This window comes from Agromyces sp. Root81 (genome assembly GCF_001429165.1).
GTDB lineage: Bacteria > Actinomycetota > Actinomycetes > Actinomycetales > Microbacteriaceae > Agromyces.
The window spans coordinates 683120-709776 of sequence record NZ_LMIR01000001.1 but is presented as its reverse complement, the minus strand read 5'-3'; the positions used below and the strand labels follow the sequence as shown (position 1 = coordinate 709776).

21 protein-coding genes and 1 tRNA gene are annotated in these 26657 nt (G+C 69.5%); 18 read left to right on the top strand and 4 right to left on the bottom strand.

Features of this window, described 5'->3' with window-relative positions:
• The first annotated feature begins 3 nt into the window (after positions 1 to 3).
• The 11 genes from ASE14_RS03410 (at position 4) to ASE14_RS03360 (ending at position 14557) form a co-directional block, all read left to right on the top strand.
• Positions 4 to 1530 carry an anthranilate synthase component I gene (locus tag ASE14_RS03410; RefSeq protein ID WP_056650678.1) on the top strand — a complete coding sequence of 509 codons (1527 nt, stop codon included), beginning with the start codon at positions 4 to 6 and terminating at the stop codon, positions 1528 to 1530.
• The gene (locus ASE14_RS03405) at positions 1527 to 2285 is read left to right on the top strand and encodes a Trp biosynthesis-associated membrane protein (protein ID WP_056650675.1); all 759 of its coding nucleotides are present in this window, start codon (positions 1527 to 1529) and stop codon (positions 2283 to 2285) included. Before ASE14_RS03410 ends, ASE14_RS03405 begins: the two co-directional genes overlap by 4 nt.
• A gap of 35 nt (positions 2286 to 2320) precedes the next feature.
• Positions 2321 to 2551, top strand: a complete 231-nt coding sequence (locus ASE14_RS03400) for a DUF6704 family protein (protein WP_056650672.1) — start codon at positions 2321 to 2323, stop codon at positions 2549 to 2551.
• Positions 2551 to 3324 carry an indole-3-glycerol phosphate synthase TrpC gene (gene trpC / locus ASE14_RS03395; RefSeq protein ID WP_056650668.1) on the top strand — a complete coding sequence of 258 codons (774 nt, stop codon included), beginning with the start codon at positions 2551 to 2553 and terminating at the stop codon, positions 3322 to 3324. The genes ASE14_RS03400 and trpC overlap by 1 nt, the downstream gene beginning before the upstream one ends.
• A gap of 1 nt (position 3325) precedes the next feature.
• Entirely contained in the window at positions 3326 to 4534 is a 1209-nt protein-coding gene (trpB, locus tag ASE14_RS03390; protein WP_056650665.1) for a tryptophan synthase subunit beta, read from the top strand.
• Positions 4531 to 5316 carry a tryptophan synthase subunit alpha gene (gene trpA / locus ASE14_RS03385; RefSeq protein ID WP_056650662.1) on the top strand — a complete coding sequence of 262 codons (786 nt, stop codon included), beginning with the start codon at positions 4531 to 4533 and terminating at the stop codon, positions 5314 to 5316. The genes trpB and trpA overlap by 4 nt, the downstream gene beginning before the upstream one ends.
• Positions 5317 to 5373: 57 nt before the next feature.
• A complete protein-coding gene (gene lgt, locus ASE14_RS03380) occupies positions 5374 to 6384 on the top strand; it encodes a prolipoprotein diacylglyceryl transferase (RefSeq protein ID WP_369816442.1) in 1011 nt (336 codons plus the stop codon).
• Between the two features lie 95 nt (positions 6385 to 6479).
• On the top strand, positions 6480 to 11072 hold the full coding sequence (gltB, locus tag ASE14_RS03375; protein ID WP_056650660.1) for a glutamate synthase large subunit: 4593 nt from the start codon (positions 6480 to 6482) through the stop codon (positions 11070 to 11072).
• Positions 11065 to 12522 carry a glutamate synthase subunit beta gene (locus ASE14_RS03370; protein ID WP_056650658.1) on the top strand — a complete coding sequence of 486 codons (1458 nt, stop codon included), beginning with the start codon at positions 11065 to 11067 and terminating at the stop codon, positions 12520 to 12522. Before gltB ends, ASE14_RS03370 begins: the two co-directional genes overlap by 8 nt.
• 70 nt (positions 12523 to 12592) lie before the next feature.
• On the top strand, positions 12593 to 14008 hold the full coding sequence (gene pyk, locus ASE14_RS03365; protein ID WP_056650655.1) for a pyruvate kinase: 1416 nt from the start codon (positions 12593 to 12595) through the stop codon (positions 14006 to 14008).
• 99 nt (positions 14009 to 14107) lie between these two features.
• Positions 14108 to 14557, top strand: coding sequence for an SRPBCC family protein (locus ASE14_RS03360; protein WP_056650653.1), 450 nt, complete (start codon positions 14108 to 14110; stop codon positions 14555 to 14557).
• A gap of 75 nt (positions 14558 to 14632) precedes the next feature.
• Here ASE14_RS03360 and ASE14_RS03355 read toward each other — a convergent pair whose 3' ends face one another.
• Positions 14633 to 15058: an SRPBCC family protein gene (locus ASE14_RS03355; protein WP_056650651.1), complete on the bottom strand. Its 426-nt coding sequence runs from the start codon at positions 15056 to 15058 to the stop codon at positions 14633 to 14635.
• A 237-nt stretch (positions 15059 to 15295) separates the two neighbouring features.
• Between ASE14_RS03355 and ASE14_RS03350 the strand changes: the two genes are divergently transcribed.
• Positions 15296 to 16954: a response regulator transcription factor gene (locus tag ASE14_RS03350; RefSeq protein ID WP_056650648.1), complete on the top strand. Its 1659-nt coding sequence runs from the start codon at positions 15296 to 15298 to the stop codon at positions 16952 to 16954.
• A gap of 2 nt (positions 16955 to 16956) precedes the next feature.
• On the opposite strand, the gene ASE14_RS03345 is transcribed toward ASE14_RS03350, so the two are convergent.
• Positions 16957 to 17039, bottom strand: a tRNA-Leu gene (locus ASE14_RS03345).
• Positions 17040 to 17075: 36 nt separating this feature from the next.
• Here ASE14_RS03345 and ASE14_RS03340 point away from each other — a divergent pair.
• The gene (locus tag ASE14_RS03340) at positions 17076 to 17681 is read left to right on the top strand and encodes an ANTAR domain-containing response regulator (protein WP_056009246.1); all 606 of its coding nucleotides are present in this window, start codon (positions 17076 to 17078) and stop codon (positions 17679 to 17681) included.
• 72 nt (positions 17682 to 17753) lie between these two features.
• Here the strand turns inward: ASE14_RS03340 and ASE14_RS03335 are convergent, their stop codons facing one another.
• Positions 17754 to 18173: a hotdog fold thioesterase gene (locus ASE14_RS03335; protein ID WP_056650645.1), complete on the bottom strand. Its 420-nt coding sequence runs from the start codon at positions 18171 to 18173 to the stop codon at positions 17754 to 17756.
• Between the two features lie 57 nt (positions 18174 to 18230).
• Between ASE14_RS03335 and polA the strand changes: the two genes are divergently transcribed.
• The 4 genes from polA (at position 18231) to rpsA (ending at position 25285) form a co-directional block, all read left to right on the top strand.
• The gene (gene polA, locus ASE14_RS03330) at positions 18231 to 20936 is read left to right on the top strand and encodes a DNA polymerase I (RefSeq protein WP_056650642.1); all 2706 of its coding nucleotides are present in this window, start codon (positions 18231 to 18233) and stop codon (positions 20934 to 20936) included.
• A 68-nt stretch (positions 20937 to 21004) separates the two neighbouring features.
• Complete coding sequence (locus ASE14_RS03325; RefSeq protein WP_056650639.1) at positions 21005 to 22678, top strand: DUF885 domain-containing protein; 1674 nt, start codon at positions 21005 to 21007, stop codon at positions 22676 to 22678.
• Positions 22679 to 22689: 11 nt separating this feature from the next.
• On the top strand, positions 22690 to 23724 hold the full coding sequence (locus tag ASE14_RS03320) for an epimerase (RefSeq protein ID WP_082600026.1): 1035 nt from the start codon (positions 22690 to 22692) through the stop codon (positions 23722 to 23724).
• Between the two features lie 109 nt (positions 23725 to 23833).
• Complete coding sequence (rpsA, locus tag ASE14_RS03315; protein ID WP_056650636.1) at positions 23834 to 25285, top strand: 30S ribosomal protein S1; 1452 nt, start codon at positions 23834 to 23836, stop codon at positions 25283 to 25285.
• Between the two features lie 53 nt (positions 25286 to 25338).
• Here rpsA and ASE14_RS03310 read toward each other — a convergent pair whose 3' ends face one another.
• On the bottom strand, positions 25339 to 25941 hold the full coding sequence (locus ASE14_RS03310) for a DUF4126 domain-containing protein (protein WP_056650633.1): 603 nt from the start codon (positions 25939 to 25941) through the stop codon (positions 25339 to 25341).
• A gap of 66 nt (positions 25942 to 26007) precedes the next feature.
• Between ASE14_RS03310 and coaE the strand changes: the two genes are divergently transcribed.
• Positions 26008 to 26622, top strand: coding sequence for a dephospho-CoA kinase (gene coaE / locus ASE14_RS03305; protein WP_056650630.1), 615 nt, complete (start codon positions 26008 to 26010; stop codon positions 26620 to 26622).
• Positions 26623 to 26657 lie beyond the last annotated feature (35 nt).

Genomic DNA, 26657 nt, shown 5'->3' with positions numbered 1-26657 from the left:
ACGTTGGCCGACGCCACGACCACCTTCGAGGAGTTCACCGCCCTGCTCTCGGGGCGCCGGGTCGTGCCCGTCGTGCGCGAGCTCTTCGCCGACGGCGAGACTCCCGTGGGCATCTACCGCAAGCTCGCCGGCGGCCGGCCGGGCACGTTCCTGCTGGAGTCCGCCGAACAGGGCGGCATCTGGTCGCGCTACTCCTTCGTCGGCGTCTCCTCGTACGGCGTGCTCACCGAGGCATCCGACCGGGTCGAGTGGCAGGACTACGGGCTGAGCGCCGAACGGGCGCTCGGCGATGCAGCGGTGCTCGCGCCGCTGGCCGCGCTGGAGGCGCTCTTCGAGCGCTGGCGCACTGAGGACGTGCCGGGTGCACCGCCCCTGACCGGCGGACTCGTCGGCTTCATCGGCTGGGAGGCGATCCGTCAGATCGAGCACCTGCCGAATCGGCCGCCGTCGGAGTTCCCGATGCCGGGCCAGGCATTCGCCTTCGTCTCCGAACTCGTCGTCGTCGACCACCGCACGGGCACCGTGCAGCTCATCGCGTCGGTGCTCAACGACCGGGGCGAAGCGCCCGAGCAGCTCTGGCAGGGCGCGCAGGCGCGTCTCGACCGCATGCAGCAGGGCCTCGCCCAGCCGACCGAGGCGTGGCTCGCCGAGATCGACCTGGCGCGTGCGGCCGACCCCGTGCACCGCACCGACAAGGCCGACTTCCTCGCGGCGGTCGATCGCTCCAAGGAGTACATCCGCGACGGCGACATCTTCCAGGTCGTCATCTCGCAGCGCTTCGAACAGGAGGCGACCGCGCACCCGATCGACGTGTACCGGGTACTCCGCAGCCTCAACCCGAGCCCGTACATGTACCTCCTCCACCTCGAGGACACGGCGGGGGAGCCCTACTGGATCGTCGGCTCCTCGCCCGAGGCGCTCGTGAAGGTGCAGCAGGGGCGCGTCTTCACGCATCCGATCGCGGGGTCGAAGCCGCGCGGCGCCACGCCCGAGGCCGACGCCGATCTCGAAGCCGAGCTCATCGCCGACCCGAAGGAGCAGGCGGAGCACCTCATGCTCGTCGACCTCGCGCGCAACGACCTCGCGAAGGTCTGCACGGCCGGCACGGTCGAGGTGACCGAGTTCATGCGGGTCGAGCGGTTCAGCCACATCATGCACCTCGTCTCCTCGGTCGAGGGCGATCTCGTCGCCGACGCCAACGCGATCGACGTCTTCCGTGCCACGTTCCCCGCCGGCACGCTGTCGGGGGCGCCGAAGCCCCGTGCCCTCGAGATCATCGACGAGCTCGAACCGGCGCAGCGCGGCCTCTACGGCGGCGTGGTCGGCTACTTCGGGTTCGGCGGCGACGCCGACCTCGCGATCGCGATCCGCACCGCGACGATCTCGGGCGGCGTGGCACGGGTCCAGGCCGGCGGCGGCCTCGTCGCCGACTCCGACCCCGAGTCGGAGTTCCAGGAGTCCCGCAACAAGGCCGCGGCGCCGCTGCGGGCCGTCGCCGTGGCCAACGCGATGCGGCGGGTGGAGTCGTGAACCCGGCCCGCATGAAGATGCCCGCGATCCTCGCCACGGTGGTGGGCGCCGGGCTCGTGCTGCTCTCGTGGAGCCAGACCTGGTTCGACCTCGTCATCGAGGCGAGCACCACCGGCGGTGTCGGGGATCCGATCGCGGTCGCCGGCAGCATCGCCTCCCCGGCGCTCGCGGCGCTTGGCCTCGCCGGTCTCGCACTCGTGGCGGCGCTCGGGATCGCCGGCCCCGGCATCCGCTTCGTGCTCGGCGTGCTCGAGGTCCTCCTCGGCGGCTGCGTGCTGCTCGCCGCGAGCCTGACGCTCGCCGACCCGGTCGCCTCAGTGTCGCCTGCCGTGACGGATGCCACGGGCGTCGCCGGTGCCGAGCCGACCGCCGAGCTCGTGGCATCCGTCACCGCGACGCTCTGGCCGGTGCTCGCGATCGTCGGCGGCGTGCTGCTCGTGCTCGCCGGGCTCGCGGTGCTCGTGACCGGCGGCCGCTGGCCGGCCTCCACGCGGCGGTACAGCGATTCCCGCATGGCTGCGGAGGACGCAGCGGCCGGAGCCGTCGGGCGCCCGGCCTCAGATCGCGCGATCGACGACTGGGACGGTCTCAGCCGAGGCGACGACCCGACCGACGACGATGGCGAAGCCGCCCGAGAACCGGCCGACGCCCGCACCCAAGACATCCCCGCCGGCCCGGCGGGCGACGACGCGACCGCGTCGGACGATGACGCCGACCAGAGCGGCGACGAGAGCCCCAGTGGCGCGAACCGCTAGACTGGCCGACGAAAACCCCAGCACGAAGGAGCATCATGAGCATTGAGACCGCAGATCCCGGCCACGGACACTCGCCCGCGGCATGGACCGCCGTCACGATCATGCTCATCGCATTCACGATCGGCACGGTCGCCTTCTTCTTCGACGCGCAGTGGCTCGTCTGGGCGTCGGCAGGTCTCCTCGTCGTCGGCGCGATCGTCGGCTGGGTGCTCGCGCGCGCCGGCTACGGTGTCGGCGGCTCGAAGGTCGCCGAAAAGGCGCACTAGTGCTCGCCGAGCTGACGGCGAACGCTGTCGCCGACGCTCTGGCGCGCCGCGAGAGCGCTCCGCTCGCCGAGGTCGAGGCAGCTGCACTCGCCCGGCCGGCCGCGCTCGATGCGCTCGAGGCGCTGCGCCCGGCCGCACACGTCAAGGTCATCGCCGAGATCAAGCGTTCGAGCCCCTCGCGGGGTTCGCTCGCCTCGATCACCGACCCGGCCGCCCTCGCTCGTCAGTACGAGCTCGGCGGTGCGAGCGCCATCAGCGTGCTCACCGAGGGTCGCAAGTTCGGCGGCTCGCTCGCCGACCTCGAGACCGTGCGCGCCGCCGTCTCGCTGCCCGTGCTGCGCAAGGACTTCATCGCGACGCCGTACCAGGTGTTCGAGGCCCGTGCGGCGGGCGCCGACCTCGTGCTGCTGATCGTGGCCGCGCTCGACGACACGACGTTGCGCGAACTCCACGACCTCATCATCGAGCTCGGCATGACGCCGCTCATCGAGACGCACTCGGCCGATGAGCTCGAGCGGGCGGCGGCGCTCGGCGCCCGCCTCATCGGCGTGAACGCCCGCGACCTCTCGACGTTCGAGCTCGACCGCGACCTCTTCGGCCGGCTGGCTCCGCGATTCCCCGAGGGCGCGATCCGCGTCGCGGAGTCCGCGGTGCTCTCGGCAGCGGATGTCGCCCACTACCGCTCATCGGGCGCCGACGTCGTCCTCGTCGGCGAGGCGCTCGTCACGGGCGGCGACCCGATTGCCAACCTCTCAGCTTTCCTGGCGGTGTGACATGGCGCTCAGAGCGCAGACCGGTCCCTACTTCGGCGACTTCGGCGGGCGCTTCGTGCCTGAGTCCCTCGTCGCCGCCCTCGACGAGCTCGGCGAGGCCTACGACCTTGCCAAGCTCGATCCGGCGTTCGGCGCCGAGCTCGCCGAGCTCGGCCGTAGCTACACCGGCCGCCCGTCGATCATCACCGAGGTGCCGCGATTCGCCGCGCACGCCGGCGGTGCCCGGGTCATCCTGAAACGCGAAGACCTGAACCACACGGGTTCGCACAAGATCAACAACGTGCTCGGCCAGGCGCTGCTCACCAAGCGCATCGGCAAGACCCGCGTGATCGCCGAGACCGGCGCAGGCCAGCACGGCGTCGCGACGGCGACCGCGGCGGCGCTCTTCGGACTCGACTGTGTCATCTACATGGGCGAGGTCGACACCGAGCGCCAGGCACTCAACGTCGCCCGCATGCGCCTGCTCGGCGCGGAGGTCATCGCAGTCGCCTCAGGATCGCGCACGCTCAAGGACGCGATCAACGACGCGATGCGCGACTGGGTGACCAATGTCGAGACGACCAACTACATCTTCGGCACGGTCGCGGGTCCGCACCCGTTCCCTGAAATGGTGCGCGACTTCCAGAAGATCATCGGCGAAGAGGCGCGCCAGCAGGTCATCGACCTCACGGGCGGCCTGCCGACGGCGGTCGCGGCGTGCGTCGGCGGCGGATCGAATTCGATCGGCATCTTCCACGCCTTCCTCGACGACGCCGACGTGGCGCTGTACGGCTTCGAGGCCGGCGGCGACGGCGTCGAAACCGAGCGACACGCGGCGACCATCACGAAGGGACGCCCCGGCGTGCTCCACGGCGCGCGCAGCTACATGCTGCAAGACGAGGACGGCCAGACCATCGAGTCGCACTCGATCTCGGCCGGTCTCGACTACCCGGGTGTCGGACCCGAGCACTCGTGGCTGTCGGCGATCGGCCGGGCGGAGTACCGCCCTGTGACCGACGACGCCGCCATGCAGGCGCTGCGCCTCCTGACGCGCACCGAGGGCATCATTCCGGCGATCGAGTCGGCCCATGCCCTCGCGGGCGCCCTCGAGCTCGGCCGCGAACTCGGTCCTGAGGCCACGATCCTCGTGAACCTGTCGGGTCGCGGCGATAAAGACATGGACACGGCCGCACGCTACTTCGAGCTCTACGACCAGGAGAACGCCGAATGAACACGGTCGGTCCCGTCATCCGCCGTCGGAACGACGTTGCGGGCGGCGCCCTCATCGGGTACTTGCCCGTCGGCTTCCCGACGTTCGACGAGAGCGTCGAAGCGGCGGTGTCGATCGTCGAGAACGGCGTCGACATCATCGAGCTCGGCCTGCCGTACTCCGACCCCGTCATGGACGGCCCGGTCATCCAGGCCGCCACGCAGCAGGCCCTCGCGAACGGCTTCCGTCTCGCCGACGGCTTCGAGGCCGTGCGCCGCATCACCGAGCGGGTGGATGCCCCGGTGCTGATCATGACCTACTGGAACCCCGTCGTGCAGTACGGGGTCGACCGTTTCGCCGACGACCTCGCGGCGGCCGGGGGAGCCGGGCTCATCACGCCCGACCTCATCCCCGATGAGGCGGCGGAGTGGATCGCGGCATCCGAGCGCACCGGTCTCGACCGTGTGTTCCTCGCTGCGCCGACCTCGAGCGACGCCCGCATCCGTCAGGCCGTCGACTCGAGCCGCGGCTTCGTCTACGCAGTGTCGACCATGGGCATCACGGGCGCCCGCAGCGACGTCGACCGTGCTGCTCGCACCCTCGTCGAGCGACTGACCGCGGCAGACGCTCCCGCGAGCTGCGTCGGCGTCGGCATCTCGACGGCCGCCCAGGTGGCCGAGGTGCTCGAGTACGCCGAGGGCGCGATCGTCGGTTCGGCCCTCGTGAACGCACTGGCCACCGGCGGAGTGGCCGCCGTCGGCGAGCTCGCCGCAGAACTCGCGCGCGGCACGCGCGCGGAGTGAAGTACGCTCATTGAGGCCGTCAGCGGCCGACGCAACTGAGGAAAGGCAACAGCCGGCGTGATCGCACCGTTCAGCATCCCGAGCCCAGACCCCGCGTGGCGCGCATTCGAGATCCCCGTCCCGTGGGGCGTCCTCGTCATCAACACCTACGCGCTCTGCATCCTCGTCGGAATCATCCTCGCGGTCATCATCACCTCGCGCCGCCTCACCAAGCGCGGCGCCGAACCCGGCATCGTGCTCGACATCGCCCTGTGGGCGGTGCCGCTCGGCATCATCGGCGCCCGGTTCTACCACGTGCTCACGCACCCCGACGACTACTTCTATGCCGGGGCGAACATCTGGAATCCCTTCGCGCCCGGGGCCATCTGGAACATCTGGGAGGGTGGCAACGCGATCTACGGCGCCCTCATCGGCGGTGCCATCGGTGCGATCATCGGCTGCCGGTTCACCGGCATCCGCTTCTGGTCGTTCGCCGACGCGCTCGCGCCCGGCCTGCTCGTCGCGCAGGCCATCGGCCGACTCGGCAACTGGTTCAACCACGAGCTCTTCGGCTCGCCCACCGACCTGCCCTGGGGCCTCGAGATCTCCGCCGACAACCTGGCCTTCCCGGCCGGCCTCGCCGAGGGCACGCTCTTCCACCCGACGTTCCTCTACGAGCTCGTCTGGAACCTGCTGGGCGCGATCGCCATCGTCATGCTCGAGCGCCGGTTCAACATGCGCTGGGGCAAGGCCTTCGGCGTGTACCTCATCTGGTACGGCGCGGGTCGCGCGTTCTTCGAGTCGATCCGCCTCGACCCGAGCGAGATGTTCTTCGGCATCCGGGTCAACGTCTGGGCGTCGCTCGCTGCCGTCGTGCTCGGCATCGTGCTGATCCTCGTGCAGCGTCGCCGGCACACCGGCGACGAGCCGAGCCCGTACGTGACGGGGCGTGAATGGACCGCGCCAAATGCTGAGGTAGACTCCGAAGACATCGAGTCCGACTCCGACTCTCTCGACGATGATGTCGAGGGTGAGAGCAAGACGGGCGTGACGGCAGCCACAAGCTCAAGCCGATCCACCACAGCGTAAACGCCCCGCAGAACGTTCTCCGAAGCGACGCCGCACCACGCGTCGAGACATCTCCCTTGATGGGCCGACGACGTCCCCCGCTGCACACTTAGTTGATGAGGACGGTTCACGTGTCGCTCACCCCACCCTTCTCGAGGTTCGGTACCGTTCCGGCTGCCCAGGGCATGTACGACCCTGCAGCCGAGAAGGACGCCTGCGGCCTCGCGATGGTCGCCACCCTCCGTGGCACCGCCGGACACGACATCATCACCGCGGCGCTCGATGCGCTGCGCAACCTCGAGCACCGCGGCGCGGTCGGCTCCGACGCCGGCACCGGCGACGGCGCGGGCATCGTCACGCAGGTGCCCGATGCGTTCCTCCGCGCGGTGACCGCGTTCGGGCTTCCCGCCGCGGGGGCCTACGCGGTCGGCAACGCGTTCCTCCCCGTCGACCCCACCGCGCGCAGCCGGGTCAAGCAGGCACTGGTCGGGCTCGCGGCATCCGAAGGCCTTGCCGTCATCGGATGGCGCGAAGTTCCGGTGCGTCCCGACGAACTCGGCACGCTCGCTCGGGCGGCGATGCCGGTCGTGCAGCAGCTCTTCGTGCAGGCGGTCGCCACGTCCTCGACGGGCGCGACGGTGTCGGGCATCGACCTCGACCGGCTGACCTTCCGGCTGCGCAAGCGCGCCGAGCGCGAGCTGGAGCTCTACTTCGCCTCGCTCTCGAGCCGCACGCTCGTGTACAAGGGCATGGTCACGACCCTGCAGCTCGAGCCGTTCTACCCCGACCTCTCCGACGAGCGATTCGCCTCGAAGCTCGCGCTCGTGCACTCGCGGTACTCGACGAACACCTTCCCGTCGTGGCCGCTCGCCCAGCCGTTCCGCATGATCGCGCACAACGGCGAGATCAACACGATCCAGGGCAACCGCAACTGGATGCGGGCGCGCCAGTCGCAGCTCGAGTCCGAGGTGCTCGGCGACCTCGCACCGCTGCGGCCGATCGTCACCCCGGGCGCCAGTGACTCCGCGTCGTTCGACGAGGTCGTCGAACTGCTGACCCTCGCCGGCCGGAGCCTGCCGCACGCCGTCATGATGATGGTGCCCGAGGCCTGGGAGAACCAGACCGAGATCGCACCCGAGCGGCGCGCGTTCTACGAGTACCACTCGATGCTCATGGAGCCGTGGGACGGCCCCGCCGCCATCGTCTTCACCGACGGAACGCTCGTCGGTGCGACCCTCGACCGCAACGGACTGCGCCCGGGCCGCTACGTCGTGACCGACGACGGCCTCGTCGTGCTCGCGAGCGAGATCGGCGTGCTCGACATCGAGCAGAGCCGCATCGTGCGCAAGGGCCGACTGCAGCCGGGTCGCATGTTCCTCGTCGACACCGAGGCCGGGCGCCTCATCGAGGACGACGAGATCAAGGCCGAGCTCGCCGCCGCCGAGCCGTGGGGCGACTGGCTCGAACAGGGTCGCATCCAGCTCGCCGAGCTGCCGGAGCGCGAGCACATCGTGCACCCGCCGGCCTCCGTCAACCGTCGCCAGCGCACCTTCGGCTACACCGAGGAAGAGGTCAAGATCCTGCTCGCGCCGATGGCGCGCACCGGGCAGGAGCCGCTCGGCGCCATGGGCTCCGACACGCCGATCGCCGTGCTGTCGAAGCGCCCACGGCTGCTCTTCGACTACTTCACGCAGCAGTTCGCGCAGGTCACGAACCCGCCGCTCGACTCGATCCGGGAAGCGGTCGTCACCTCGCTCGGCACGTCCCTCGGACCGGAGCGCAACCTCCTCGATGCGGGTCCCGAGCACGCACGCCAGGTCTCCCTCACCTTCCCGGTGATCGACAACGACGAGCTCGCGAAGATCGTGCACATCGATCCGTCGCCCGGTGCCCGCACGACCGTCACCGTGCGGGGGCTCTACCGCTTCGACGAGGGTCCCGAGGCGATGCGCACCCGTCTCACGGCGATCTGCGCCGAGGTGGATCAGGCCATCGACGACGGCGCGGCGTTCATCGTGCTGAGCGATCGCGACTCCAACAAGGACCTCGCGCCGATCCCGTCGCTCCTCATGCTGTCCGCGGTGCACCACCACCTCATCCGCTCCGAGAACCGGATGAAGGTCGGACTCGTGGTCGAGGCCGGCGACGTGCGCGAGGTGCATCACATCGCGCTGCTCGTCGGCTACGGGGCATCCGCCGTGAACCCGTACCTCGCCATGGAGAGCTGCGAAGACCTCGTGCGCTCGGGGGTCATCACCGGTGTCTCGCCCGAAGACGCGGTGCACAACGTCATCAAGGCGCTCGGCAAGGGCGTGCTGAAGATCATGTCGAAGATGGGCATCTCCACCATCTCGTCGTACGCGGGAGCCCAGGCCTTCGAGGCGATCGGTCTCGACCAGGGCTTCATCGACGAGTTCTTCACCGGCACGACCTCGAAGCTCGGCGGCGTCGGCATCGATGCGATCGCAGCCGAGAACCTCGACCGCCACACGCAGGCCTACCCGCAGGACGTCGCCGTTCGAGCGCACGAGCGCCTGGCGACCGGCGGCGAGTACCAGTGGCGGCGCGACGGCTCGCCGCACCTCTTCAACCCCGAGACAGTGTTCCGCCTGCAGCACTCCACGAGGAACCGGCGCTACGACGTGTTCCGCGAGTACACCTCGCTCGTCGACTCGCAGGCCGAAGACCTCATGACGCTGCGCGGCATGTTCGCCCTGCGTACCGGTACTCGCCCCGCGGTGCCGATCGACGAGGTCGAATCCGTCGAATCCATCGTCAAGCGCTTCTCGACCGGTGCGATGAGCTACGGCTCGATCTCCAAGGAGGCGCACGAGTCCCTCGCGATCGCGATGAACCGGCTGGGGGCGAAGTCGAACACCGGCGAGGGCGGCGAAGACCTCGACCGCCTGCTCGACCCCGAGCGGCGCAGCGCGATCAAGCAGGTCGCCTCGGGGCGGTTCGGTGTCACGAGCATGTACCTCACGCACGCCGACGACATCCAGATCAAGCTCGCCCAGGGCGCCAAGCCCGGCGAGGGCGGCCAGCTGCCGCCGACGAAGGTGTACCCGTGGGTCGCGCGCACGCGGCACGCCACCGCGGGTGTCGGCCTCATCTCGCCGCCGCCGCACCACGACATCTACTCGATCGAAGACCTCAAGCAGCTGATCTTCGACCTGAAGCGCGCCAACCCGAAGGCGCGCGTGCACGTGAAGCTCGTGAGCCAGTCGGGCATCGGTGCGGTCGCAGCCGGCACGGCCAAGGCCCTCGCCGACGTCATCCTCGTCTCGGGGCACGACGGCGGCACCGGCGCGAGCCCGTTGAACTCCCTCAAGCACGCGGGCACGCCCTGGGAGCTCGGCCTCGCAGAGACCCAGCAGACGCTCATGCTGAACGGCATGCGGGATCGCGTGGTCGTGCAGGTCGACGGGCAGCTGAAGACCGGCCGCGACGTCGTGATCGGCGCGCTGCTCGGCGCGGAGGAGTTCGGCTTCGCCACGGCGCCGCTCGTCGTGCAGGGCTGCGTCATGATGCGCGTCTGCCACCTCGACACCTGCCCGGTCGGCGTCGCCACGCAGAACCCCGAACTGCGCAAGCGCTTCACGGGCAAGCCCGAGTTCGTCGTCAACTTCTTCGAGTTCATCGCGCAGGAGGTGCGCGAGTACCTCGCGGAGCTCGGATACCGTTCGATCGACGAGATCATCGGCCGCCGAGAGCTGCTCGACGTGGACCGCGCGCTCGACCACTGGAAGGCCTCCGGTCTCGACCTGACGCCCGTGCTCGTCGGCCCCGACTTCTCCGAGTCCGAGCCGCGGCGCAACGCCCGTGGTCAGGACCACGAGCTCGACGAGCACTTCGACAACGAGCTCATCCGCCGCAGCAGGCTCGTGCTCGAGCAGGGGGGCAGCATCGAGATCGCGCTGCCCATCCGGAACACCGAGCGCGCCGTCGGCACCATGCTCGGACACGAGGTGACCGTGCGGCGCGGCGAGCACGGCCTGCCCAGCGGTTCGATCGACATCACCCTCACCGGGTCGGCTGGCCAGTCGCTCGGCGCCTTCCTGCCGGCCGGCATCACGCTCCGGCTCGAGGGCGACTCGAACGACTACGTCGGCAAGGGGCTCTCGGGCGGCCAGATCGTGGTCCGTCCGTCGCGTGACAGCGGATTCGTCGCCGAACGCAACGTGATCGCCGGCAACGTCATCGGCTACGGGGCGACGCAGGGCAGCATGTTCATCCGCGGCATCGTCGGCGAACGCTTCCTGGTGCGCAACTCCGGGGCGACCGCGGTCGTCGAGGGTGTGGGCGACCACGCGCTCGAGTACATGACCGGCGGGCTCGCGCTCATCCTCGGCGAGACCGGCCGCAATCTCGGCGCCGGCATGTCGGGCGGCACCGCCTACGTGCTCGACCTGCGCGAGGGCCGGGTGAACCGCGAGTCGCTGACGACCGGAGAACTCGAGCTCCTGCCGCTCGGCAGCGCCGATCGCGAGATCGTGCGCGACCTGCTCGAACAGCACGTCGCGAACACGGACTCCGCGGTCGCAGCGGCGCTGCTCGCCGCCGGCGACGACGGATACGACCGCTTCACCAAGGTGCTGCCGCGTGACTACGCCGCAGTGCTCCGAACCCGCCAGAGCGCGGTCGACGAGGGGCTCGACCCCGACGGCGACGTGGTTTGGACGCGAATCCTGGAGGTTACGAATGGCTGACCCCAAGGGCTTTCTGAAAGTCACCGAGCGCGAGCTGCCCAAGCGGCGGCCGGTTCCGGTGCGCATCATGGACTTCAAGGAGGTCTACGAGCAGGGCGACCCCGCGCAGCTGCGTCGCCAGGCCGGTCGCTGCATGGACTGCGGCATCCCGTTCTGCCACCAGGGCTGCCCCCTCGGCAACCTGATCCCCGAGTGGAACGACCTCATGTACCGCGGTGAAGGGCGCGCGGCCGCCGAGCGACTGCACGCCACGAACAACTTCCCCGAGTTCACCGGCCGCCTGTGCCCGGCGCCCTGCGAGTCGGCCTGCGTGCTCGGCATCAACCAGCCGGCCGTCACGATCAAGCAGGTCGAGGTCTCGATCATCGACGAGGCGTTCGGCAACGGCTGGGTCCAGCCGCAGCCGCCGGGGCGCCTCACGGGTAAGACGGTCGCGGTGGTCGGCTCCGGCCCCGCCGGGCTCGCCGCGGCCCAGCAGCTCACGCGTGCCGGTCATACGGTCGCCGTCTTCGAGCGCGACGACCGCATCGGCGGCCTCCTCCGTTACGGCATCCCCGACTTCAAGATGGAGAAGAAGCACCTCGACCTGCGGCTCGCGCAGATGACCGCGGAGGGCACCCGGTTCCGCGCCGGCGTGAACATCGGCGTCGACATCACCTGGGCGCAGCTTCGCGAGCGCTACGACGCCGTCGTGGTCGCCACCGGGGCGATCGTCCCGCGCGACCTGCCGATCCCCGGGCGCGACCTTCCGGGTGTGAACTTCGCCATGGACTACCTCACGCAGTCGAACCGGCACCTCGCGGGCGACCAGGTCTTCGACCAGATCACCGCGGAGGGCAAGCACGTCGTCGTGCTCGGCGGTGGAGACACGGGCGCCGACTGCATCGGCACCGCGCACCGCCAGGGCGCCCTGTCGGTCACGAACCTCGCGATCGGCACGGAGCCGAGCGCGAGCCGGCCCGAGCACCAGCCGTGGCCGATCCACCCGACCCTGTTCGAGGTGCAGAGCGCCCACGAGGAGGGCGGCAACCGCCAGTTCCTCGCCTCGACGGTCGAGTTCCTCGCGAACGACGCCGGAGAGGTGCGCGCCATCCGCGTCGCCGAGACCGAGTACCTCGACGGCCGTCGCGTGCCGAAGGCCGGCACCGAGCGGGAGATCCCCGCCGACCTCGTGCTCCTCGCCCTCGGATTCACGGGGCCCGAGACGGCTGCGCTCGACGAGCAGCTGCAGCTGCCCGTCACCGATCGCGGCAACCTCGCACGCGAGGCCGACTACGCGACCGCCCAACCGGGCGTCTTCGTCGCCGGCGATGCCGGCCGCGGCCAGTCGCTCATCGTCTGGGCGATCGCTGAAGGACGGGCTGCGGCATCCGCCGTCGACCGCTACCTTGAAGGCGAGACCCTGTTGCCGTCGCCCATCGCCTCGACGGCGCACGCCTTCTCCATCTGACCAGTGCGCGCCGCACGGCGCGCTTCGACCAACACCCAGCGCTTTGCGCAGAACACGGGAGCACACACCAATGAGACGAGCGAAGATCGTCGCCACCCTCGGGCCGGCGACATCGAGCTATGAGCAGATCCGGGCGATTCTCGATGCGGGCGTCGACGTCGCGCGGATGAACCTCAGCCACGGCAGCTACGACGTGCACGAGGGCGTCTACCAGAACGTGCGGAAGGCGGCGAACGACACGGGTCGTGCCGTCGCAGTGCTCGTCGACCTTCAGGGGCCGAAGATCCGACTCGGCAAGTTCGCCGACGGACCGCACGAGCTCGCCGAGGGCGACATCTTCAAGATCACGACCGAGGACGTCGTGGGCACGAAGGAGCTCGTCAGCACGACGTTCAAGGGCCTGCCCGCCGACGTCAAGCCCGGCGACTTCCTGCTGATCGACGACGGCAAGGTCCGTGTCGAGGTCATCGAGACCGATGGCGTCGTCGTGACGACCCGCGTCATCGTCGCCGGCCCGGTGTCCAACAACAAGGGCATCAACCTGCCGGGTGTCGCGGTCAACGTGCCGGCGCTCTCCGAGAAGGACGAGGCCGACCTCCGCTGGGGCCTCGAGCTCGGCGCCGACCTCATCGCGCTCTCCTTCGTGCGCAACGCCTCCGACATCACGCGCGTGCACGAGATCATGGACGAGGTGGGCCGTCGCGTCCCCGTCGTCGCGAAGATCGAGAAGCCGCAGGCCGTCGACGCCCTCGAGGAGATCACCGAGGCGTTCGACGCAATCATGGTCGCCCGCGGCGACCTGGGCGTCGAGCTGCCCCTCGAGGCGGTGCCGATCGTGCAGAAGCGTGCGGTCGAGATCGCCCGTCGTCTCGCCAAGCCCGTCATCGTGGCGACGCAGATGCTCGAGTCGATGATCCACAGCCCGGTGCCGACGCGCGCCGAGACCTCCGACGTCGCGAACGCGGTGCTCGACGGAGCCGACGCCGTCATGCTCTCGGGCGAGACGAGCGTGGGGGAGTACCCCGTCATCACGGTGCAGACCATGGCGCGCATCGTCGAGTCGACCGAGCAGCACGGGCTCGACCGCATCGCGCCGCTCGGCACGAGGCCCCGCACCCAGTCGGGCGCGATCACGGCCGCCGCGGTCGAGGTCGCCGACTTCGTCGAGGCCAAGTACCTCTGCGTCTTCACCGAGTCGGGCGAGACCGTGCGCCGCATGACGCGCCTGCGTTCGAAGATCCCCATCCTGGCGTTCACGCCCGACCCGGCGATCCGTCGTCGCCTCGCGCTCAACTGGGGTGTCGAGTCGTTCGTCGTCTCCCGCGTGACCCACACCGACCAGATGGTCGGTCAGGTCGACGAGGCTCTCTCGAAGACCGGCAAGGCGGTCAACGGCGAGAAGGTCGTCATCATCTCGGGTTCCCCTCCCGGAATCCCCGGCACCACCAACGACGTGCGCGTGCACGTCGTCGGCGAGGTGCTGTAACCAGCATCACGCGAGGGAGCCGGTCCGAGAGGGCCGGCTCCTTCGGCGTTCCGGCGACGGGCAGCGGATGCCTCGGCGTCGAAGTGGCACACTCGGAGCATGGTCGTCGAGTTCGAGTGCCGCACCCGCCTGTCGACGCCGGTGCAGCGGTCGTTCGACCTGTCGCGGAGCATCGACCTGCACGTCACCTCGATGGCGGCGTCGCGTGAGCGAGCCGTGGCGGGGGTCACGACCGGGCTCATCGGCAGCGGCGAAGAGGTGACCTGGCGGGCGTGGCATTTCGGCGTGCCGCTCCGGATGACGAGTCGCATCACGGAGTTCGAGGAACCGGCTTCGTTCGTCGACGAGCAGGTTCGCGGCCCGTTCCGTTCCTTCCGCCACGAGCACGGCTTCATGCCCGACGAGGGCGGCGGCACGATCATGACCGACCGGGTGCGGTTCGTCGCACCCCTCGGCACCCTGGGCCGAGTCGCAGAACTCGTGATCGGCCCGTACCTGCGGCGTCTCATCGAACAGCGGAACGCGCACCTCGCCGCGTCCGTTCGCTGAGGGCGTTCGCCGCTCGATGAACTGGTGCCGGTGCAGTCTTTGCGGCGGAAGCCGTTGCGCAGAGGCGCGTCAGGGTCAGCCCCGTTCGAGGACCTGCTTGAGGTTCTCGACGAACTGGGCGTTGCGCTTGGTGGCCCAGCCGAGCATCCGATTCGTCATCCAACCCATGAAGCCGCCTGCGTCGAGGTCGATGTGCCGGGTGAACCGCACCCCGCCGTCGACCGGCTCGATCGTGCGGATGTCGATCGGAACGATCTTCCCCATGTCGCCGCCCTTGAGGACGACCTTATGGGGCGGCTCAGTGGCGATGATCTCCTCGGTACCCGAGACCATCCCCTTGACGTCGAAGACGGTGCCCACAGCGAGTTGGCCTTCGCCCTTGGTGACGGTCGCCGACTTGACATCCATGTGCCAGTGCTGATCGTTGCGCACGTCCTGGACGTAAGCGAAGACCTGCTCCGCCGGCCTGGCGATGAACGTGCTGCTTTCGTAGCTGATCATGTCTCTGTCCTCCTGATGCGTGCTGCTGAAGTGGCTGTGGATATGGCTGCGGGCAGGTGCCCGGGGTCGGAGCTCAACCTAAGAGCGACGTCGCCCGGGTTCCGGGTGTTCAGCCTCAAAGGTCCCGCGGCGTGAGCCGCGCGGCATCGGCACTTCCCGCCGGATCGCCTGCGCAGCATGGGCAGTTCTACCCAGCCGCGGCGTGCAGTGGGAGACTGGACGCCGAGGGAGGCCGCCGTGAGCGATGCCGCTTCTGCGCTCGCCGGGGCCCGCGCGGCGCATCGTGGGCTGCGCTGGGACGACGCCTGCGCCGGCTTCCTGGCGGTCGATGCGCCTGAAGGACTCGCGGTTGACGACCTCGAGATGCTCGCCGAGTGCGCACAACTCAGCGGCCGGCACGAGGCGGCGGTGTCCGCCCTCGACCGGGCGTTCGCGCTCAGGGTGGGGGAGGGCGACCTCGATGCCGCTTCCACGGACGCTTTCTGGCTCTGGCAGGCGTTCCTGCTGGATGGCGAGATGGCCCGCGCGAACGGCTGGCTGGGTCGGCTCCGGGAGGTTGCGGGCGGGTACGGCACCGAGCCCGGCTGGCTGCTCGTGGCGACCGCGTACGGATGCTTCGCCACAGGCAGGTATGACGACGCACGGGCTCTGCTCGCACCGGCAAGGGCACAGGGTCGCGAGCGGGCCGACGTCGACCTGGAGGCGTTCGCCACATTGCTCACCGGACGGGCGTGGCTCAACGCCGGTGCGACGCAGGCAGGTCTCGAGCGTCTCGACGAGGCGATGCTGCGAGTGACCGCGGGGGAGACGTCGCCGCGGACGACCGCATCGCTGTTCTGCGCTTCGATCGCCAACGCCGAGATGGAGGCGCATGACCTGGCCCGTGGCCAGGAGTGGGAGCGAGCGCTCGAGGAATGGATGTTCACGCTGCCTGTGCCGACCTTGTCCGCGCCGTTCCTCGCGAACTGCCGCGTGTACCGCGCCGTGCTGCAGCGGCGGCGCGGGGACTGGATTGCAGCCCGGCGTGAGCTCGTGACGGCCGTCGACGAGCTCACCGGGGGGCATGGAGCGCGGCTGGCCGGACATGCCTGCTACGAACTCGGCGAATCGCTCCGGCTGCTCGGGGAGCACGCCGAGGCCGAGTCCGCCTACCGGCGGGCGAGCAGCCTGGGTGCCGCGACCCAGCCCGGGCTGGGGCTCATGCACCTCGCCCGGGGGGAGGTGAAGACCGCGGCCGCCGGTGTACGACGAGCGCTCAGCGAGACCGAGCGCCCACAGGACAGGTGCAGCCTCCTGCCCGCGTACGTCACGATCATGCTTGCGGCGGGCGAGCTGCCCGAGGCAGCCGCCGCCGTCGATGAACTCGGCCGGTGCGCGGACGTCTTCGAGACGACGCTGGCGCGGGTCGAGCACGCCCGGGCGGTGGGTGAGGTCGCCCTGGCCGACGACAAGGCGTCGGCCGCGCTCGCGCCGTTGCGGCGAGCCGCTGCGGGATGGCGTGAGCTGGCCGCGCCGTACGAGACAGCCGTGACCGCGGTCCTCCTCGCGACCGCATGTCGCGCCGTGGGCGACGAGGAGGGCGCGCAATTCGAACTGGAGGCCGCCGCGGCGACCTTCGCGAAGCTCGGCGCCGCACCCGACCTCGCGCACGCGCGGGCTCTTCTGGCGGGGTCGACAGCGCGGTCGGTCCACGGCCTCACCCGGCGGGAGGCCCAGGTGCTGCAACTCGTCGCCGCGGGCAGGACCAATCACATGATCGCCACCGAGCTCCTGCTCAGCGATCGCACCGTGCAACGCCACGTGAGCAACATCTTCGCCAAGCTCGGGGTGCACTCCCGGACCCAGGCGGCGACCCTCGCAATCGAGCACGACCTGGTGCGCCGCGCTCGCGGCTGAGGTGCCGGTGGTGGGGGTCGAACCCACACGCCCTTTCGGGCAAAGCATTTTGAGTGCTCCGCGTCTGCCATTCCGCCACACCGGCCAAAGGCCTCGCTCAGAATACCGTAGGCTTTCCTCCGTGACAGACACCGAACCAACTCAGTCGGCACCGCGCCGCGTGGTCGTGGCGGAAGATGAGTCGCTCATCCGCCTCGACATCGTCGAGATCCTGCGCGACAACGGCTTCGAGGTCGTCGGCGAGGCCGGTGACGGCGAGACCGCAGTGGCACTCGCCACCGAGCTGCGGCCCGATCTCGTCATCATGGACGTCAAGATGCCCCAGCTCGACGGCATCTCCGCCGCGGAGCGGCTCTCGAAGGGCCACATCGCCCCGGTCGTGCTCCTCACGGCGTTCAGCCAGAAGGAGCTCGTGGAGCGCGCGAGCGAAGCGGGAGCCCTTGCCTACGTCGTGAAGCCGTTCACGCCCAACGACCTGCTCCCCGCGATCGAGATCGCCCTGGCGCGCTATGCGCAGATCATCGCGCTCGAGGCCGAGGTCGGCGACCTCGTCGAGCGCTTCGAGACCCGCAAGCTCGTCGATCGTGCCAAGGGCCTCCTCAACGAGAAGATGGGACTCTCGGAGCCCGAGGCGTTCCGTTGGATCCAGAAGGCCTCGATGGACCGCCGCCTGACGATGAAAGACGTCTCGCAGGCCATCATCGAGCAGCTCGCGGCCAAGAAGTAATCAACCCAGCTTTCCTCCGGCGGATGCCGCGGCGACACGTCTCGCCGCGGCATCCGCCGTTCTCATGCCGGTTCAGGCCGCCGGGCGGTCCTTGATCAGGTTCGTGATGCGGATCGTCGAGCACCGACGACCCTGATCGTCGGTGACGGCGATCTCGTGCGTCGTGAGCGTGCGGCCGAGGTGGATCGGCGTGCAGACCCCGGTGACCCACCCGCTCGTCGCCGAGCGCGTGTGGGTCGCGTTGATCTCGATGCCGACGGCGAGTCGGTCGGGGCCGGCCCAGAGGTTCGCGGCCATGGATCCGAGCGATTCGCCGAGCACCACGTAGGCCCCGCCGTGCAGGAGCATCGCCGGTTGCGTGTTGCCCTCCACCGGCATTCTCGCCACGGAACGATCGACCGTGAACTCGAGGAACTCGATGCCCATCTTCTCGGCCAGTGCACCCGTTCCGCGGGTGTGGAGGTAGTCGATCGGATCGGTCGTCTGGGTCATGCTCGCCTTCGAGATGGGCCGTCGGGAAGTGTCGTCGGCCGCTTGTAGTCTTGGGGGGTGTCGGACGCAGAAAAGCCTACCCTCCTCGTCGTCGACGGCCATTCGTTGGCCTTCCGGGCCTTCTACGCCCTCCCAGTCGACAGCTTCACCACCCGCGACGGTCAGCACACGAACGCCATCCACGGCTTCCTGTCGATGCTGCTCCTGTTGCTCCAGAACGAGAAGCCGACGCACATCGCGGTCGCGTTCGACATCTCCCGCTTCTCGTTCCGCACACGCGAGTACCCCGAGTACAAGGGCACGCGTGGTGAGACCCCCGTCGAGTTCAAGGGGCAGGTGCCGCTGCTGCAAGACGCGCTGAAGGCGATGGGCGTTCGCACCCTCGAGAAGGAGGACTACGAGGCCGACGACATCCTCGCGACGCTCGCAGCGCGCGGGCGTGCTGAGGGCTATCGGGTGCTCCTCGTCTCGGGCGACCGCGACACCATCCAGCTCGTCAACGACGACGTCACGCTGCTCTACCCCAACACGCAGGGCGTCTCGCAGCTGAAGCGCTACGACACCGACGCGGTCGTCGAGCGCTACGGAATCCGGCCCGAGCAGTACCCCGACGTCGCGGCACTCGTGGGGGAGTCGAGCGACAACCTCATCGGCATCACCAAGGTCGGCGAGAAGACCGCCGTCAAGTGGCTCGGCCTCTACGGCTCCCTCGACGGAATCCTCGAGCACGCCGACGAGATCAAGGGCGTCGTCGGGCAGAACCTGCGCGACGAGAGAGAGAACGCGATCCGCAACCGCCGGCTCAACCGGCTCGTCACCGACGTCGAGCTCGACGTCGCGATCGACGAACTCGAGGCGAAGCCGATCGACATCGAGGCGGTGCAGCCGCTGTTCGAGCGACTCGAGTTCCGCACGCTGTTCGAGCGCATGAAGAAGATCGCGGCGGGCAACGGCAACGGCAACGGTGCGTCCGCGGCGTCCGGCTCGGCCTCGGCCGCCTCCGAGACGGCGGAGGCAGCCCCGGCTGCTCCCATCGCGCCGACTCCGCGCCGACTCCTCGATGAAGAGCTCGCCGTCTGGCTCGAGCGGGCCGTCGTCGCCGAGCCGGCCGGTCTCGGCCTCAGCGTCGAGGTGCTCGACGGCCAGGTGATCGGCGCGGGCATCGCGACCGCCGACGAGACCGTGCAGCTCCCGTGGCAGCCCGGCCGCTCCGACTATGCGCCGTTCGAGGCGTGGCTCGCGAGCGATGCGCCGAAGATCATGACCGACGCGAAGCCGCAGCTGAAGGCGCTCATGCGCTCGGGCCTCGCGTTCGACGGACTCGTCGTCGACACCCTCGTCGCCGGATGGCTCGTGCGGCCGATCCTCGCTGAGAAGACGCTCGCCGACCTCGTCGAGCGCTACCTCGGCGAGACCGTGCCACAGGCCGACCCGGCCCAGCTCATGCCGGAGGAGGGCACCGATGCCGGCGCCCCCGAGTACGCCTGGTACGCGCTCCGCGTCGCGCCCGTCGTGCTCCGCGCACTCCCCGAGAGCTCGCGGCAGCTGCTCGCCGACATCGAGATGCCGCTCGTGCCGGTGCTCGCGGCGATGGAGGTGCGCGGCGTGACCGTCGATCACGACGAGCTCTCCTCGCTCTCCGCCGAACTCGGTGCCCGCGCCGCCGGCCTGGCCGAGGCGGCCTTCGCCGAGATCGGCCGCGAGGTCAACCTGGGTTCACCGAAGCAGCTCCAAGAGGTGCTCTTCGACCAGCTCGGCATGCCGAAGACGCGAGCGACGAAGACCGGCTACACGACCGACGCGAGCGCGCTGGCCGACCTGCAGGAGTCGAACCCGCACCCCTTCCTCGGGTACCTGCTCGAGCACCGCGACGCCACGAAGCTGCGGCAGATCGTCGAGTCGCTCGACAAGTCGATCGCCGGCGACGGGCGCATCCACACGAGCTACGGGCAGATCGGCGCGGCCACGGGTCGCATGTCGTCCAACGACCCGAACCTGCAGAACATCCCGATCCGCACCGAAGACGGCCGCCGCATCCGCAAGGCGTTCCGTCACGGCCCCGAGTACACCGAGCTGCTCACCGCCGACTACTCGCAGATCGAGATGCGCATCATGGCGCACCTGTCGGGCGACCCCGGCCTCATCGAAGCGTTCAACGCGGGTGAAGACCTGCACCGATTCGTCGGCGCACGCGTGTTCGGGGTCGACCCCGCCGACGTCACCCCGGTGATGCGCACGAAGGTGAAGGCCATGTCGTACGGGCTCGCCTACGGCCTCAGTGCGTTCGGACTCTCCAAGCAGCTCCGCATCGATCGCGCAGAGGCGACGCAGCTCATGAAGGAGTACTTCGAGCGCTTCGGTGCGGTGCGCGACTACCTGCGCATGGTCGTCGAGCAGGCGAAGATCGACGGCTACACCGAGACGATCTTCGGTCGCCGCCGTCCGTTCCCCGACCTCAACAGCCCGAACCGGGTGCTCCGCGAGAATGCCGAGCGCGCCGCCCTGAACTCGCCGATCCAGGGTTCGGCGGCCGACATCATCAAGATCGCGATGTCGCGGGTCGAGAACGACCTTGCGGCGCAGGGCATGGAGAGCCGCATGCTGCTCACCGTCCATGACGAGCTCATCTTCGAGGTCGCAGCGGGGGAGTCCGAGTCGCTCGAGGCGCTCGTACGCGACCGCATGGCGAATGCGGCCGAACTGCTCGTGCCGCTCGACGTGCAGATCGGTCGCGGCGCGAACTGGGAGGACGCGGCGCACTGATCGCGGCGCCCGAGTCCGGCCCGACGGTCGCGTGCGCGATGTCGCCCGGCTGTCATAGGCTCGCTCTCATGGCATCGAGTGAACGCACCCCGACCGACGTCGATCGCATCGCAGAGGGGTGGGTCGACACTCTCGTCGAACTGCACCCCGGTGTGGGCACCTACATCGGTCGCACGACCCATGATGACCGCTTGGCCGACTACTCTCCCGAGGGCCACGAGCGGTCGATCGCGGCCACGCGAGAGGCGCTCGCAGCGCTCCGCGGGGCGACGCCGGTCGACGACGTCGACCGCATCACCGTCGCCGACCTCGGCAGCGAGCTCGAGCTCGAGCTCGAGCGCCACGACGCCGGGCTGCACCTGCGCGACCTCAACGTGATCGCGAGCCCGGCCCAGGACATCCGCGAGGTCTTCGACCTCATGCCCACCGATGCCCCTGAGGAGTGGGATCGCATCGCGACCCGGCTCGAGGCGGTCCCCGGTGCCATCGACGGCTACATCGAGACGCTGCGCGAGGGCATCGCCCGCGGCACCGTGCCTGCCGCCCGTCAGGTGCGCGAGGTGGCCGCGCAGGCGCGGCGCATCGCGAAGCCCGATGGGTTCTTCGGCACCTTCACCGGCTCCGCGAAGGCCGGCGAGACCGAACTCGCGCCGTCGATCGTCCAGCACCTCGGCAACGGTGCGGCGGTGGCCGCCTCCTCCTACGGCCGGCTCGCGGAGTTCCTCGAGACGGAGCTCCACCCCGTGGCGGGCGAACACGACGGCGTCGGACGCGAGATCTATGCGCTGCAGTCGCAGCACTTCCTCGGCGCCGTGATCGACCTCGACGAGACCTACGAGTGGGGCATCGATGAGCTCGCCCGCATGGTCGCCGAGCAGGAGTCGATCGCGAACGAGATCCTGCCCGGGGCATCCGTTCACGAGGCGATCGCCTTCCTCGACAACGACCCGTCGCGGAAGCTCCACGGCACCGAGGCGCTGCAGCGCTGGATGCAGGAGACGAGCGACCGCGCCGTCAACGAACTCGCCGGCACGCAGTTCGACATCCCGGCCGAGATCCGCACGCTCGAGTGCATGATCGCCCCGACGCAAGAGGGCGGCATCTACTACACCGGCCCGAGCGACGACTTCTCGCGCCCGGGTCGCATGTGGTGGTCGGTGCCCGAGGGCGTCACCGAGTTCGACACCTGGCGCGAGCTCACGACCGTGTACCACGAGGGCGTTCCCGGTCACCACCTGCAGATCGGCCAGGCCGTCGTGAACCGCGGCCAGCTGAACACCTGGCGGCGCCAGCTCGCCGGCACCTCCGGTCATGCCGAGGGCTGGGCGCTCTACGCCGAGCGGCTCATGCAGGGCCTCGGCTACCTCGACGACCCCGCCGACCGGCTCGGCATGCTCGACGGTCAGCGCATGCGCGCCGCCCGCGTCGTGCTCGACATCGGCGTGCACCTCGGCAAGCAGCGACCCGACGGCCAGGGGGTCTGGACGGGGGAGTACGCCTTCGAGTTCCTCGGGCAGAACGTCAACATGAACGAGGGCTTCGTGCGCTTCGAGGTGAACCGGTACCTCGGTTGGCCGGGCCAGGCACCGTCGTACAAGGTCGGCCAGCGCATCTGGGAGCAGCTGCGCGACGAGGTGGCACGCCGTGAAGGCGCGTCGTTCGACATCCGCGAGTTCCACCGCAACGCGCTCGCGCTCGGCGGTGTCGGGCTCGACACGCTGCGTTCCGCGCTGCTCGACTGAGCGACGCCGGCATGACGCGGGTGGTCATCGCCGGGGCATCCGGGTTCATCGGGCGTCACCTCGTCGCGAGGTATCGCGCCGCGGGCATCGACGTCCGCACGATCGGTCGGGGCACGTCGGCGGATGCCTCGTGGGGCGACCCGGAGGCCATCGCCGACATCGTCGACGGATGCGACGTGCTCGTGAACCTCGCCGGCAGGAACGTGAACTGCCGGTACACCCCGAGCAATCGCGCCGAGATCATCAGTTCGCGGATCGAGACGACGGCGGCGCTGCGTGCGGCCGTGGCTTCCGCCGCGGCGCCGCCGCGCGTCTGGTTCAACTCCTCGACGGCGACGATCTACCGGCACGCAGAGGACCACCCGATGACCGAGCGCGACGGCGAGCTCGGGAGCGGGTTCTCCGTCGAGGTCGCGAAGGCCTGGGAGGCGGAGTTCTTCGCCGGCGCTCTGCCGTCGACGCGACGGGTCGCGCTCCGCATCGCCATCGTGCTCGGCGACGGCAGTGCGATGCGGCCGCTCGCCCGACTCGCGCGGTTCGGGCTCGGCGGACCGCAGCTCGACGGGAGATGGCCGGCGACCCGTGCTCGCAGAGCGGCGGGCACGCAGCACGAGTTCGGGGCGCGCGGCGGAAGGCAACGCTTCAGCTGGGTGCACATCGACGATGTCACGGGCATCATCGACTTCCTCGCGGCGCGGCCCGATCTCGACGGCGTCGTGAACGTCAGCGCTCCGAACCCCAGCGACAATCGCACGCTGATGCGCACGATCCGCCGGCTTCTCGGGGTGCCGTTCGGCATGCCCGCGTGGCGGTGGATGCTCGAGCCGGGGACCGCGGTGATCCGCACCGAGACCGAGCTGGTGCTGAAGAGCAGGTGGGTCGTCCCCGAGCGACTGCTCGAGGCAGGCTACGAGTTCGAGTATCCCGACCTCGAGGGGGCGCTTTGCAGCATCCTGAGGCCCGAAACGGTGCCCGCCACTGCCGATCGGACGCCGGCACAGCCGGACCGACGCGGTCGTTTGCCAATGGGGGAGCGCTTCCGTTAGGATTGAGCGTCACTCGTGTGACATCCCTGTCCGCATGCCCATCGCGGAATCAACATATCGCTCTCCCTCGCGATGGGCTCGATTTTGTCCTTTACGGAGCATTCACTACATGACAACCGCAACGACCAAGGCACCCAAGCAGGTCGCGATCAACGACATCGGATCTGCTGACGATTTCCTCGCCGCGGTCGAGAAGACTTTGAAGTTCTTCAACGACGGCGACCTCATCGAGGGTACCGTCGTGAAGATCGACCGCGACGAGGTCCTCCTCGACGTCGGCTACAAGACCGAGGGTGTCATCCCCTCGCGTGAGCTTTCCATCAAGCACGATGTCGACCCCAGCGAGGTCGTCGGCGTCGGCGACACCGTCGAGGCGCTCGTCCTTCAGAAGGAAGACAAAGAAGGCCGTCTCATCCTGTCGAAGAAGCGCGCTCAGTACGAGCGTGCATGGGGCGACGTGGAGAAGATCAAGGAAGCCGATGGCGTCGTGACCGGTTCGGTCATCGAGGTCGTCAAGGGCGGCCTGATCGTCGACATCGGCCTCCGCGGCTTCCTCCCGGCGTCGCTCATCGAGCTCCGCCGCGTGCGCGACCTCACGCCGTACCTCGGCCAGGAGATCGAGGCGAAGATCCTCGAGCTCGACAAGAACCGCAACAACGTCGTGCTCTCGCGCCGCGCGCTCCTCGAGCAGACGCAGTCCGAGTCGCGTTCGACGTTCCTCGCGAACCTCCACCCGGGACAGATCCGCAAGGGCGTCATCTCGTCGATCGTCAACTTCGGTGCGTTCGTCGACCTCGGCGGCGTCGACGGTCTCGTCCACGTCTCCGAGCTCTCGTGGAAGCACATCGAGCACGCCAGTGAGGTCGTCGAGGTCGGCCAGGAGGTCACCGTCGAGGTGCTCTCCGTCGAGCTCGACCGCGAGCGCGTCTCGCTGTCGCTCAAGGCGACGCAGGAGGACCCGTGGCAGGTCTTCGCCCGTACCCACGCGATCGGTCAGGTCGCCCCGGGTAAGGTCACGAAGCTCGTTCCGTTCGGTGCGTTCGTTCGCGTCGCAGACGGCATCGAGGGCCTCGTCCACATCTCCGAGCTGTCGGGCAAGCACGTCGAGCTCGCAGAGCAGGTCGTGTCGGTCGGCGAAGAGGTCTTCGTCAAGGTCATCGACATCGACCTCGAGCGTCGCCGCATCTCGCTCTCGCTGAAGCAGGCGAACGAGGGCGTCGACCCCGAGGGCACCGAGTTCGACCCGGCGCTCTACGGCATGCTCACCGAGTACGACGAGCAGGGCAACTACAAGTACCCTGAGGGCTTCGACCCCGAGACCAACGAGTGGCGCGAGGGCTTCGAGGCCCAGCGCGAGAAGTGGGAGCAGGACTACGCTGCCGCCCAGGCTCGTTGGGAGGCTCACAAGAAGCAGGTCGCCGCGGCGAACGCTGCTGCTGTGGCCGACGACTCGTTCACCTCGAGCGCTGCATCGTTCTCGAGCGACTCGGCCGGCGCGGGCACCCTCGCCGACGACGCGTCGCTCGCGGCGCTGCGCGAGAAGCTCTCGAGCAACAACTAGTCGCGATCCGCGATACGGAAGGCCGGTCCCCTCGGGGGCCGGCCTTCCGGCGTTCACGGGGCGCCTGACGGATGTCGCGCGCTGCGCGCCCGCCGGCGGCGCACCGCGAAGACCACGAGTGCGGCGATCACCACGATTCCGAGCGCGACGAGGACCGGCGCGAGAATCGCGGCGAAGGCGAGTGCGAACGAGCCGGCATCCTCTGCGGCGCTCATCACCGGCGCGCCGACTCCCGCCGTGGCCGCGTTGACGACCGGCCGGGCCATGGCCTTCGCGAGGTGCACGAGGAGCGCGAGGCCCACGCCGATCGCGATGGGAACCCACTGCTGCGACGTGAAGAACGCCTCGGGGTCGGTGACGGCGGTGGTCGTGGCGCTCACGCCGGAGCCGAAGGCGAGACCGCCCGCCGTCGGCCGCACGACCGTCTGGACGATGTCGTTCATGGAGTCGAGGCCCGGGATCTTGTCGGCGACGAACTCGACGATGAGGAGCACGACGAGGATGAGGAGCACCCACTCGTTGGCGAGCCACGCCCACTGCGGCGGCAGTTCGATGAGGCCGGTGAAGCGGTCGAGTGCGCCGATGAGCACGAGGGGGATCCACGCGTTCAGTCCAGCCGCGAGGGCGAGCCCGGTCCCCGTGAGCAGTTCGAGCATGGTCGCCTCCTGCGCCGTCGCGTCCGGTGCCGTCGCGTCGAGTGTCGCACGGATAGAGTGGGAGGCGTGTATCTGATCGGCCTCACGGGCGGCATCGCCTCAGGAAAGTCCACCGTCGCACGGCGTCTCTACGAGCACGGCGCCGTGCACATCGACGCCGACCAGCTCGCGAGGCGCGTCGTCGAGCCCGGCACGCCCGCGCTGGCCGCGATCGTCGAGGCGTTCGGCGCAGAGGTGCTGCACCGCGACGGCACCCTCGACCGCGCGAAGCTCGGGGAGCGCGTCTTCGGCGACGCCGAGCAGCTCGCCAAGCTCAACGCGATCGTGCACCCGGCTGTGCGCGAGCTCTCCGGCCGCCTGATCGCGAAGGCGGAGCAAGAGGACCCCGCCGCCGTCGTGGTCTACGACGTGCCCCTGCTCGTCGAAGCGGCCGTCGACCACCCGTTCGACCTGATCGTCGCGACCAACGCGCCCCGCCGCACGCAGGTCGAGCGACTCGTCGAGGTGCGCGGACTCGACCGCGGCCAGGCCGAAGCCCGAGTCGACGCCCAGGCCGACAACACCGCGCGCCTCGCGATCGCCGACGTCGTCATCGACACCGATGGGTCGCTCGCGCACACGATGAGCCAGGCCGACGAACTCTGGCACCGCATCGTCGAAGAACGCCGCGCCCGGGCATAGCAGCAGGCGCCGGCCGGAGTGTCGGCGGGCGCTCC

Excerpts from the sequence above, each read along its gene's own strand:
- ASE14_RS03400 (WP_056650672.1), top strand. The coding sequence starts at position 2,321 with ATGAGCATTGAGACCGCAGATCCCGGCCACGGACACTCGCCCGCGGCA.
- trpB (WP_056650665.1), top strand. The coding sequence starts at position 3,326 with ATGGCGCTCAGAGCGCAGACCGGTCCCTACTTCGGCGACTTCGGCGGG.
- trpA (WP_056650662.1), top strand. The coding sequence starts at position 4,531 with ATGAACACGGTCGGTCCCGTCATCCGCCGTCGGAACGACGTTGCGGGC.
- gltB (WP_056650660.1), top strand. The coding sequence starts at position 6,480 with ATGAGGACGGTTCACGTGTCGCTCACCCCACCCTTCTCGAGGTTCGGT.
- ASE14_RS03370 (WP_056650658.1), top strand. The coding sequence starts at position 11,065 with ATGGCTGACCCCAAGGGCTTTCTGAAAGTCACCGAGCGCGAGCTGCCC.
- pyk (WP_056650655.1), top strand. The coding sequence starts at position 12,593 with ATGAGACGAGCGAAGATCGTCGCCACCCTCGGGCCGGCGACATCGAGC.
- ASE14_RS03360 (WP_056650653.1), top strand. The coding sequence starts at position 14,108 with ATGGTCGTCGAGTTCGAGTGCCGCACCCGCCTGTCGACGCCGGTGCAG.
- ASE14_RS03355 (WP_056650651.1), bottom strand. The coding sequence starts at position 15,058 with ATGATCAGCTACGAAAGCAGCACGTTCATCGCCAGGCCGGCGGAGCAG.
- ASE14_RS03335 (WP_056650645.1), bottom strand. The coding sequence starts at position 18,173 with ATGACCCAGACGACCGATCCGATCGACTACCTCCACACCCGCGGAACG.
- ASE14_RS03325 (WP_056650639.1), top strand. The coding sequence starts at position 21,005 with ATGGCATCGAGTGAACGCACCCCGACCGACGTCGATCGCATCGCAGAG.
- ASE14_RS03320 (WP_082600026.1), top strand. The coding sequence starts at position 22,690 with ATGACGCGGGTGGTCATCGCCGGGGCATCCGGGTTCATCGGGCGTCAC.
- rpsA (WP_056650636.1), top strand. The coding sequence starts at position 23,834 with ATGACAACCGCAACGACCAAGGCACCCAAGCAGGTCGCGATCAACGAC.
- ASE14_RS03310 (WP_056650633.1), bottom strand. The coding sequence starts at position 25,941 with ATGCTCGAACTGCTCACGGGGACCGGGCTCGCCCTCGCGGCTGGACTG.